Genomic DNA, 12,425 nt, shown 5'->3' on the forward strand with positions numbered 1-12,425 from the left:
TAATATATAAACATACCAACACATAACTAGAACAATTATATATAGCATATAGTTAATAATATATACATTATGATGCTAAAGAATTTTAGTTATATATAGACCTTAAAAGCAAAGTTATAAAAATATATTAAATAAAAGATTTTATTTAATTAAAATAAATATTGAATAGATATAAATAAAATGCGATAATCTACTTAGGTAAAAAATTAATTATATGTAAAAATAAAGAATTTGCATGTGAGGGGTATGGGATGGGTTTATATAAAATATTAATTGTTGATGATGAAGAAGAAATTCGTTATGGAATTATAAGGAAAATAAATTGGGAAAAATACGGCTTTGAAATTGTTGGAGATGCAGAGAATGGAAAAGATGCATTAGAAAAAGCTGAAAAACTAAAGCCAGATATTATTATGACAGACATAAAGATGCCATTTATGGATGGGTTAGAACTTGGAGAAAAGATAAAAGATATAATGCCATGGATTAAAGTTATAATTTTTTCTGGATCAGATGAATTAGAGTATGCACATAAGGCTATAAAGATTAATGCATATGAGTATGTTTTAAAGCCAATAGACTCTACAGAACTTATAGAAGTATTGAATAATTTAAAAATAAAGATGGATAAAGAGTATGATGAAAAAAAGAATGTAGAAGTACTTTATAAACATTATAAGGATAGTTTACCTATATTAAAAGAAAAGTTCTTAGTTGGTACAATAGAGGGCAGAATTAAAGAAGGGGTATGGACTGAGGAAGGTTTAAAAATAGGGGTAAATTTTAAAAATCCCTATTATGCTGTAGGGGTTATATGTAAAGATAGCCTTATAGAAGAAAATACATTAGATGAAAATGATTTGTTCGATATATCAATAAAGAAAATATTAGATGATTTAATGAATGATTATTGTGATTATGAGAGTTTTATTTATTCAGGGACAATAATTATTATAGGAAACTTAAAGAAAAAAGAAGATATATTAAAATTCATTAAAGGATTAAATGAGGTATGTAAAACAGCTGAATATATTATTTATAAAAATGTGTCAGCAGGTGTTGGGCAAGTTGTTGATGAATATTCTAAAATAAGATTTTCATATAAGATGGCTAGAAATGCAATGCATTATAGAATGGTATTAGGAACTGGAAGGGCAATTTATATTAAAGATGTAGAACCTGATAACTCTGTGCAATTGCAATTTGATGAAAATGATGAAAGAGAGCTTTTAAATGCAATTAAGATTAAATCGAAAGAAGAAATAGTAAGCACAATAAGTAAGCTTTTTGTAAAAGCTAATGAATTATTACTTCCTTTTAATTTATATAAAATTTATTTAATTCAAATAACTACAACGTTACTTAAATTAGTGCAAGCATATGAAATTAATATTGAAGAAGTTTTTGAAGTTGGATTTAATTGTTATAGTCATATAGATAAATTCGATTCTATGGATAAGGCTAAAGAATGGTTTATTGAAAAGGGAGTGAGGATTAGCTCTTTAATAAAAAGAGAACGATTAGATTCTTCTAAATTACTTGTAGAGAAAGCTAAACAATATATAAATGAAAATTATAAAGATAGTGAAATATCAGTAGAGAAGCTTTGTAAACATCTACATGTAAGTCCTACTTATTTTTCTACTATTTTTAAACGTGAAACAGGAGAAAATTTTGTAAACTATTTAACTACAGTAAGACTTGATGAAGCAGTAAATTTATTAAATACTACAGATTTTAAAACATATGTAATAGCTCAAAATGTAGGTTATCCAGAAGCAAATTATTTTAGTTATGTATTTAAAAGACGATTTGGAGTATCGCCATCTAAATATAGGAATAACTAAAACTTTGGAGGGTTTATAGGTTTGGGAAAATTTAAATTAAATAGATTATATAAAGATAAGGGGATTCAATATATAATATCTATTTCATTTACTATAATTGCTGTTATTGGAATGATTACATTAGGACAAGTTCTTTATGTTAAATTTATAAATATAAACGAAGAAATTTCATCTAAAAATAATAAAGATATAGTAAACCAAGTTAATCTTAATTTAGATAGATATTTAAGAAGTGTAATGAAAATATCAGATGGAATTTATTATAATGTCATAAAAAAGAAGGACTTATCAGTAGACGAAATTAAAAATGAAATGAGTCTTATATATGAAACGAATAAAGATTTTATCGCAAGTATTACACTATTTTCAAAATATGGTGAAGTTATAGATGGATATCCTTTAAAAACTTTAAAAAATACTATTGATCCTAGAGAGAACGAGTGGTTTTTAAATGCAATTAAAAGGAAAGAGAATCTTCATTTTTCTACGCCACATGTACAAAACTTGTTTAAGGATCCAGGTTATACATATAAGTGGGTTGTATCCCTTAGCAGAGCAGTTGAAATTACAGCAGATGGAGAAACAAGTCAAGGTGTTTTATTAGTTGATATGAACTTTAGTGAAATAGAGAGAATCTTTAAAAATACCGAAATTAGTAAGTCAGGATATATTTATTTAATGGATGGTAAAGGAGAAATTATATATCACCCAAGGCAACAGCTTATATATTCAGATTTAATAGATGAAAATAATAATATAGTAAAAGATTATGGGGATGGAACTATAGTAGAAACATTTGATAAAGAAAAAAGATTAGTTACAGTAAAAACAGTTGGATATACAGGATGGAAAATAGTAGCTGTGACTCCTTTTAGTGATATTACCGAAAGTTATAGTCATATGAAAATATTTACATTAGTTATATTATTTTTTGCTGTATTAATTTTAGCAACAATTAATATAGTAGTATCATCTCGTATAGCAAATCCAATAAAAGCATTAGAAAAGAAAGTTAAAAAGTTTGAAGAAGGAGCACTAAATATTGATTTTTCAACATGTTCAGGTTCAAATGAAGTAAAACATCTAGGAAAAGCTATAAATTCTATGGTAGCTCAAATGAATATTTTAATGGATAACATTGTAGTAGAACAAGAATTGAAAAGAAAAACAGAACTTGATGCACTTCAAGCTCAAATAAATCCACACTTTTTATATAATACTTTAGATTCAATTGTATGGATGATAGAAAGTGAAAAATATAGTGGTGCTATTACTATGGTTACATCACTTGCAAGATTCTTTAGAATAAGTTTAAGTAAAGGCAGAAATGTTATAACAGTAAAAGAAGAATTAGAACATGTACGAAATTATTTAACAATTCAAAATATACGTTATAAAAATAAATTTAATTATAATATAGAATTTGAAGATGATGTATTAAGCTTAGCTAGTATAAAACTTATAATACAACCGCTAGTTGAAAATGCAATATATCATGGCATGGAATTTATGGATGGAGATGGAGAAATAAATATAAAAGCTTATAAAATAAACGACGATTTATATATAGATGTAATAGATAATGGTCTTGGAATGCCAGATTATATAGTTGAAACTTTATTATGTGAGAATAAAAATATAAAAAGTAAGGGGTCAGGAGTAGGCCTTAAAAATGTTAATGAAAGAATAAAATTATACTTTGGAAAAAATTATGGATTAGAAATATATAGTGAACCAGATGAAGGAACAACTATTAGAATTCATATGAAAGCTATAGAGTATAGTGATTTTGAAGTTAAAGAGGAAAATAAAAAATGAAGATAAGGAGAAAAAATATAATAATCATAGCATTTTTTATAATAACTATTACATTATTTATAGCAATAATAAGTTACTTAATTCCAGACAAGGAAAAAAAGAAAGTTTATAAAATATCGTATATTAGTGCAAGCACTAAAGAGAAAAATTTAAAATTTATTGGTGAAGGAATATCTCGAGCAGCAAAAGATATGAATGCAGAAGTAACAATGCATAAACTATTGCCTGGGAAAGAAGTAGAGAATCAAATTTCATTATTAAAAAAAGAAGCTTACAAGAACGTAGATGCAATATTAATATCACCAATAGACTATGAAAAATTAGCAAAACCTATCGAAGAAGCTAATGAGAAAGTACCAATTATATTAATTAATTCAAAAATAGACTCTAATAAAAAATTACCTTATATATCATGTAATAATTATGGATTAGGAATAAACCTTGCAGAAGAAGTACTTCAAAGAGGAAATACAAGAAAAAGAATTTTAATAATAAAAGAAAATATTAATAGTAGTAATTTAAATGAAATGGAAGATGGATTTAAGGATGAATTAAAAAATAGTAAGAATTCATTATTAGAATTAAATTTAAAAGAGAATAAAGATAATTATTATGATCAGATTTTAAGTTTCATAAAAGAAAATAATGTAGATATAATAGTAAGCTTTAATGAAAATATAATTGAGGTTTTAGCAAAGCTTAAAAAGGATCTATATAAGGAAAATGAGAAATATAATTTTGAACTTTATGGAGCTTCTAAAGCAAATGAAATGGTATCTTATGTAGAGGAAGAAATTATAGATGGCCTAGCTATAGAAAATGAATTTAATATAGGATACTTAGGAACTGAAATGGCTATAAAAAAGATAACAAATGAAAAAATAGAAGAAAAAGAAATTAGATATACCGTTATTAACAAAAGAAATATGTATTTAGAAGAAAATCAAAAACTAATTTTTCCGTTTATTAAATAATCAATATTTTTATAGGTGGTGGAAATTATAAAAGTGTTTAAAAAAACTATATCGGTAACATTATCATTATTGTTTATTTCTAATTTTTTTGTTGGTTGTAAAGAAAATAGCTTGGATAAAAAAGATAGTTTAGAAGAAATAAAAATTGGAGTTAGTGTATATGAAAAATCGGATGCTTTTATATGTAGTATAATAGAAAACTTAGAAAAGATTATAGAAGATAAGGAATTAGAAAATAAATATAAATTTACATTAACAGTAGAAGATGCAAAGAAAAATCAATATAATCAAAATGAGCAAGTAGATAATTTTATTGATCAAGATTACGATGTTATGTGTATAAATCTTGTTGATAGAAGATCAGCATCATTTATTATTGATAAAGCAAAAAATTCTAATATACCAGTAGTATTTTTTAATAGAGAACCTGTAGAAGAAGATATGAATTTATGGGATAGAATACATTATGTAGGTGGGAAAGCAGAGGAGTCAGGCATAATTCAAGGAGATATAATTTTAGATATTTATAACAAAAATAAGAAGCAAATAGATAAAAATAATGATTCTAAAATACAATATGTAATGCTTGAAGGAGAAGCTGAACATCAAGATTCATTAATTAGAACTGAATATAGTGTAAAAAGACTTTTAGATAATGGATTAAAGGTCGAAAAATTAGAAAGTGATATAGCAAATTGGAATAGGGATGAAGCCAGTGAAAAAATGGATAGCTGGGTAAAGAAATATGGAGATAAAATAGAAGTTGTGTTTAGTAATAATGATGAAATGGCTTTAGGTGCAATTGAGGCATTAAAAAAATCAGAAATAAAAGATATGCCAATAATTGTTGGAGTAGACGGTATAAGTGAGGCATTAGAAGCAATTAAGGATAGGAGTTTAACTGGAACAGTATTTAGTGATTCATACAAACAAGCTGAAATTATTTTTAAATTGGTTTATATGGAATCTACCTTAGAAGGATCAAAAGAGGAACGTGAGGCTTTAAATAAAAAATATATAAGGAATGGTTATAAAGCTGTTACTAAAGAAAATATAGATTCAATTATTGAATACTAAGAATATTATATAAATCAATATTGTAATTAAATCTGGAGTGATAAAAAGATTAGTATGAGCAAATGAAATAGCTAGAAAGACTTTAAGTTTTTTAGCTATTTTTTGCTTTTTATTATGCAGGTGCATGGAAAAAGTTCGAACCAGTTTGGGGATTTTTAATCAGAAATGGACTTTTACCAAAGGCTAGAGGTAGCTTGGTAAGAACATTGAAATAAAGGGTAGAAGATATTAAATATTATTTATTAATCAAAATATTTTAGGTCATAGCAGAAGATATAAACTTGGATAATATATTTTTAGAAGTACAAACTAAAAATGATTAAATTATTATAAAAGTTTATAGCTAAAAATAATAAAAGCTATGATCTTTTTTATATAAGAAAGTTACATAAAAACAAAAGAAGAAAGGAGAATCTAATGAAAGAAGAAAAAGAAAAAATAGAAACAGGTTTTAACTTTGAAAATACATATGCTAGCCTTCCAGAAATGTTTTTTACAAAAAAAGGCCCAAGCCATGTGAAAGCACCAAGTTTAGTAAAATTAAATAGTTCATTAGCAAAAGAATTAGGATTAAATATTGATGCATTAAAAAGTAATGAAGGTATAGAAATACTTTCAGGAAATAAAATTCCAGAAGGTTCAATACCACTTGCACAAGCATATGCAGGACATCAATTTGGTCACTTTACTCTATTAGGTGATGGAAGAGCATTGCTAATTGGCGAACATATAACTCCAAAAGGAGAGAGGGTCGATATTGAGCTTAAAGGTTCAGGTAGAACTCCATATTCACGAGGTGGGGATGGCAGGGCAGCATTAGGTCCAATGCTTAGGGAATATATTATAAGTGAAGCTATGCATGCTCTAAATATTCCAACAACTCGTAGCTTAGCAGTTACTAAAACAGGTGAAGCTGTGATACGTGAAACTTATTTAAAAGGTGCAGTATTAACTCGTATAGCTTCAAGTCACATACGTGTTGGAACATTCCAATATGCTAGAAATTGGGGGACTGTAGAATATGTTAAAAAACTTGCTAATTATACTTTAAATAGACACTTTAAAGAAATAGAAAATGAAGAAAATCCATATCTTTCTTTACTTAAAGAAGTAATTAAAAGACAGGCAGAACTTATTTGTAAATGGCAATTAGTTGGATTTATTCATGGAGTAATGAATACTGATAATATGGCAATTAGTGGTGAAACAATTGACTACGGACCTTGTGCATTTATGGACACATATGATCCTGAAACTGTATTTAGTTCTATAGATATTAATGGTAGATATGCTTATAAAAATCAACCTAACATAGCTGTATGGAATCTAGCAAGATTTGCTGAAACATTACTTCCATTAATAAGTACTGATAAAGATGAAGCGATTAAGTTAGCAGAGGATGCACTTTCAGATTTTAGTGAAATATTTAAAAATAATTGGATTTCTGGAATGAGAGCAAAACTTGGAATATTTAATGAAGAAGCTAGTGATGAAGAATTAATTAAAAATCTTTTGAGTATTATGGAAAAATATAAAGCAGATTATACTAATACATTTAGAGCATTAACTCTTGGTGATTTAGATGATACAGAAATTTTTATTTCAGAAGAGTTTAAGGAATGGTATAAGATGTGGCAAGAAAGATTATCAAGACAAGATGAATCAAATGAGTTATCTAAAAAGCTTATGAAAAGTAGTAATCCAGCAATAATTCCACGTAATCATAGGGTAGAAGAGGCTTTAGAAGCAGCAGAAAATGGTGACTATAGTGTTATGGATAGACTTTTAGATGTTCTTATAAGTCCATTTGATTATTCTAAAGCACAAGAAGAGTATGCTAAGCTACCTAAACCATCAAGTTGTAGATACAAAACTTATTGTGGAACATAAAAATACTTCTGACAAAGAAAAAATACTATAGTAAAATAAAAGTAAAACAAAGACTATAAGTATTTTATTTAAGAAGGAAGTATACAATGGAAAAATTAATAAGAAAAAAATATCCTAAATATCTTAAAGAATTTAGATGTATAGGTGAAGAATGTGAAGACAGTTGTTGCATAGGATGGGATATAGATATTGATAAGATTACTTTTAGACAATATTATAAAGTTAAAGATCAAGAAATGAAGAAAATGTTCCAAAAGAATGTACATAATAATGAGTACTGTCAAGCGCCTGATGTTGATTATGGAAAAGTAAAGCTTAAGAAAGATAAGAGATGTCCATTTTTAGATGAATGTAATTATTGTATAATTCAATCTAAGCTTGGAGAAGAATATCTTTCAAATGTGTGTACATCTTTTCCAAGAATACTCAATAAAATAGATGGATATTATGAAATGTCTCTTGATGTATCTTGTCCTGAAGCTGCAAGAATTCTTTTGTTAAAAGAAGAAGGAATTGAATTTGAAGAAAATGAAGAAACTTTAGGAAAGCACATAATATCAAGTGAAATAGATACAAAATCTAAAGATTTTAAGAATCTACCTATAAAATATTTTAAAGAAATTAGGGATTTAAGTATTAAAATAATAAAAAATAGAAAGTTTGATTTAAACAAAAGACTTTATATATTAGGAGAATTCATAAATGAATTAGAAGAAGAACTTAAATATAACTATGAAAATGTATCAAAGTTTATAAAAGATTATGATATAAATTCAGTTAAAGATCCTTATGAAAAAGATGAGTTTAGTTATCTCCTTCAAGTTGATTTTTTCAAAAAGACTATGAAATATTTAAATATACTTAATGAAGTTGATAGTCTTTCATTTAAGGATTATACAAAGGAAGTTATGACTGGATTTAACTTTGAAGATGATAATATAAGTAAATACGCAAATGTTTATATAGAAGCATTTGAAGAATATTCTAAAGAATATATGATTAAAAATAGTTTTATTTTTGAAAATTATTTAGTTAATTTTATTTATAATTATATGTTCCCATTTTCAGAAAATCAATCAGTATTTGATGGATATATTATGCTTTTAATGAGATATTCATTTATTAGATTTTATTTAGTTGGTAAGTATATAGTTAATAAAAATGATTCTAAAGAAGAAATAGTTAGATTTATTCAAATTTTCTCAAAGAGTATTGGACATCATAGAAATTATTTAGTTAATTTATTAAAGTATATAAAAGAAAAAGAATTTAATAATATAGAATTTGTTAAAATACACTTACCTATGATGTAGAAAAAATTGTAATTAATATATGCAGTAAGTCTTTACGGATTTACTGCTTTTTTATAAAAACTTTTTCCATAAATCATAAAAATAATATGTAATATTAAACTTTAAATATGGTATAATATACTATATAGTATAATTGAGATGAACTTTTATGATGGAGGGATTATTATGAATTATGAGAAGGTACAATTACTTATGAATAATAGTAAAGAATTAGATAAAGCAGGAGGAATATTTACAGTAAATTCTTTTAGAAAATGTAATGCACTAACATTAACATTAAAAGATAAAATGGCAGATGCTAATAGAATTAACGAGGCCATAAAAATAATTAAAAAGAACACAACCTTAATGTCAAATTTTAGAGGGAATAATTTATTTACAACGGCTATTACTATATCTCTTGAAAATGATATGGAAAGCAGTTTTAAAGAGCTTATGAATATTTATGAAAAGCTAAAAAGCTTTTTCTTTGCAAATCAATATTTGATATTAGCTGCAATTGTTATATTTAATGCAAGAAACAGGGTTAATATTGATGATGCAGTGAAAAATACCAGAGAAGTTTACGAAGAGATGAGGAAGAATCATAGATTTTTAACAGGCCATGAGGATATTTCAGCTGCTGCTATGATTGCAACTACTTCAACTAATATTGAGATAACTTTAAATGAAACAGAAGAATGTTATGAAGCTTTAAGAAGCAGTGGGTTTAGTACTGGGAATAATACTCAAAGTTTATCACACATATTACCTTTATTTAATGGAAGTGCATATGAAAAAGCTATTAGAGTTTTAAAGATACAAAATGCATTAAGAGATAACAAGGTGCCATTAAAAAATTATTCCATTCCACTTTTAGGAGTAGCAGCATTTATAAGTGATGATCCTAATGTTTTTGCAAAAGAAGTAAGAGAAGTTTCTGATAGATTAAAACAAGAAAGTGGATTTGGTGCCTTTTCATTAGGCTCAACTATTAGGAATATGATAGCTACAGGACTTGCTATTTCAGATTATATAAATAGATTAAATGATGAAGATAATCAAAAGTTAATAAATGCTACTAATAACATAACATTAACAATACAATTAGCGATTGAAGTTGCAGTGGCAAGTGCTTCTGCAGGGGCAGCAGCTGCCGCAGCTTCATCATCATCAGGAAGTTAAAAAATAAATGAAAAGTATAGAGCAACTAGTTTTATAGTTGCTCTTTTTATATTAGAAAGAGAGTTATATAGGAGAAGCAAGTTTAAAGATTAATAGCTTAAATAAATACAGGATTTTATATTTCTGAAACTATAAGTAGAGTATTAAAAAGGATAGAATTATAGATTAATAAGGTATGTATAGTAAGATAAAATATGATAAATTTGGAGTTAATAATTAACAAACAAAAAAATATATGAACAAATAAAAAGATATATTTATAAATAATGAAATATATGTTAAATTCAGAAATAAATAGATAATAGTTCTTGAAAAGAGAATTTTTTGTTAATAAAATTAAGTTAATAATAATCAATTTTTGGAAAATATTATTTATACTTAAAAAATAGAAAAAATATTATATTTTAGGAGGAGATAATATGCATATACCAGAGAATTACTTAAGCCCATCAACATGTGCAGTTATGGGTGCTGTTATGATTCCAGTATGGAAACATTCAATAAGTAAGGTTAGGAAAAATTTAAGTAAAAAGAAGATTCCAATATTAGGAGTTTGTGCTGCTTTTTCATTTTTATTAATGATGTTTAATGTTCCAGCACCAGGGGGGACAAGTGCTCATGCAGTTGGGGCAGTACTAATTGCAATAATATTAGGTCCGTCATCCGCCACCATAGCAGTAAGTATAGCTTTATTGATACAATGTTTATTTTTTGGAGATGGTGGAATACTTGCATATGGAGCAAATACATTTAATATGGCTTTTATTATGCCGGTTGTAGGTTATTATACTTATAAATTTTTAAAATCAAAGTTTAAAAATAGTAAAGGAGAGTATATAGCAGCATTTATTGGAAGTTATTTAGGGCTAAACATAGCAGCTTTATGTGCAGCAATAGAATTTGGAATACAGCCTTTATTATTTAAAAATTCACTAGGACAACCTTTATATTGCCCTTACTCATTAAGCGTATCTATGCCAGCTATGGTATCAACGCATATTTTAATTGGTCTTCTTGAAGGAGCAGTTACAGTTGGAGTTTATGCTTATATTAAAAAAGTATCACCAGCAACAATTAATGATGGTGGTGAAGAGAATGTAAGTACTGTTTTTAAATCTGCTATTGTTGCTATAATAGCAATGATAATTTTAACACCACTTGGACTTATAACATCAGGTACAGCCTGGGGTGAATGGGGATTAGATGAAATGAAAGAGTTAATAGGATATGTTCCTAAAGGAATGAGTTCAGGTTTTTCATACCATGCACTTGGCGATGGATATGGATTCAATGGATTAGGTACTATTACAGGTTATATATTATCAGCTATAATAGGAGTTGCAGCTTTAATAATATTATTTAAAGTGATTGCAAGTCTTAAGAAAGAATAGATTAGTGAATAAATCATAGAAATGTTAAATTGATTATTTAATTTTTCTATGGTTTATTGTTATGCATAATAAATACTAGTATAAAGAGGTGAATTTAAGTGGTTAAAAATATTATTTTATTTTTAAGCTCTACGTATTATGGAAGTTAAAGAATGGTTATTAAATAAAGATGAATATGAACCAGTTAAAGACAAAGAAAGATTTTTAGATAAAAGTATAATTGGAATTGTAACAATACTTTCAAAAATAAAGCGAGATAATAGTAAAGAAAGTGGAATGATATACAATATAAATCCACTTGTGAAATTATCATCTATGATATTACTTATTATATTTTTATCATTATCTAAGAATATGTTTTTTGTATACATTATGATAGCGTATTCATTAGTATATTTATGTCTTTTAGATGGAGAAGCTATAAAGAAAATATTAGCGGTAAGTTTTATAGTTCCTGTATTTACTTTAATTATCCTATTACCTTCAATATTTTTTATGGGAAATAAACAAAGCAGTATAATGCTAATTTTAAAAATATTTATAACAGTTATTCTTGTTAATATACTTTCATATACAACTAAATGGAGTGATATAACTAAATCACTGAAAATATTTTTTGTGCCAGATATATTTATATTAGTGTTTGATATTACGATAAGGTATATATATGTACTTGGAGATTTTTCATTAAATATGCTATATTCATTGAAATTAAAGTCTGTTGGAAAGAACAAAGAAAAAAGAAATTCATTATCAAGAATTATAGGGAATTTATTTCTAAAGTCTAAAGTAATGGGAGAAGATATGTATTCAGCTATGGAATGTAGGGGTTTTACTGGGGAGTATGTATCATATACAAAATTTAAATTTACAATAATGGATGCATTATATATTATAATCAGTATTTTTATGGTGATTATATTTTTTGTAGTATAGATAGAAAGTAATTTG

At 26.1% G+C, this 12,425-nt stretch carries 9 protein-coding genes; all 9 read left to right on the forward strand.

The annotated features are described in order from the left end of the window. Positions 1-251 precede the first annotated feature (251 nt). Positions 252-1,847 carry a response regulator gene (locus ACZ5TJ_RS03700; protein ID WP_464201386.1) on the forward strand — a complete coding sequence of 532 codons (1,596 nt, stop codon included), beginning with the start codon at positions 252-254 and terminating at the stop codon, positions 1,845-1,847. A gap of 21 nt (positions 1,848-1,868) precedes the next feature. Next, positions 1,869-3,665, forward strand: a complete 1,797-nt coding sequence (locus tag ACZ5TJ_RS03705; RefSeq protein ID WP_464201388.1) for a sensor histidine kinase — start codon at positions 1,869-1,871, stop codon at positions 3,663-3,665. Then, complete coding sequence (locus tag ACZ5TJ_RS03710; protein ID WP_464201390.1) at positions 3,662-4,639, forward strand: substrate-binding domain-containing protein; 978 nt, start codon at positions 3,662-3,664, stop codon at positions 4,637-4,639. The genes ACZ5TJ_RS03705 and ACZ5TJ_RS03710 overlap by 4 nt, the downstream gene beginning before the upstream one ends. Positions 4,640-4,672: 33 nt before the next feature. Then, positions 4,673-5,716: a galactose ABC transporter substrate-binding protein gene (locus tag ACZ5TJ_RS03715; protein ID WP_464201392.1), complete on the forward strand. Its 1,044-nt coding sequence runs from the start codon at positions 4,673-4,675 to the stop codon at positions 5,714-5,716. Positions 5,717-6,133: 417 nt separating this feature from the next. Further along, entirely contained in the window at positions 6,134-7,606 is a 1,473-nt protein-coding gene (locus tag ACZ5TJ_RS03720; protein WP_464201394.1) for a protein adenylyltransferase SelO, read from the forward strand. 86 nt (positions 7,607-7,692) lie between these two features. Then, complete coding sequence (fliB, locus tag ACZ5TJ_RS03725; RefSeq protein ID WP_464201396.1) at positions 7,693-8,919, forward strand: flagellin lysine-N-methylase; 1,227 nt, start codon at positions 7,693-7,695, stop codon at positions 8,917-8,919. A 165-nt stretch (positions 8,920-9,084) separates the two neighbouring features. Continuing rightward, positions 9,085-10,083 (forward strand): DUF4003 family protein, encoded by a 999-nt coding sequence (locus ACZ5TJ_RS03730; RefSeq protein ID WP_464201398.1) that lies wholly within the window; start codon positions 9,085-9,087, stop codon positions 10,081-10,083. 419 nt (positions 10,084-10,502) lie between these two features. After that, positions 10,503-11,474 carry a cobalt transporter CbiM gene (gene cbiM, locus ACZ5TJ_RS03735; protein WP_464201400.1) on the forward strand — a complete coding sequence of 324 codons (972 nt, stop codon included), beginning with the start codon at positions 10,503-10,505 and terminating at the stop codon, positions 11,472-11,474. 138 nt (positions 11,475-11,612) lie between these two features. Further along, positions 11,613-12,410 (forward strand): energy-coupling factor transporter transmembrane component T, encoded by a 798-nt coding sequence (locus tag ACZ5TJ_RS03740; RefSeq protein WP_464201402.1) that lies wholly within the window; start codon positions 11,613-11,615, stop codon positions 12,408-12,410. The last annotated feature ends 15 nt before the right edge of the window (positions 12,411-12,425 follow it).

This window comes from Clostridium budayi, from assembly GCF_055396605.1.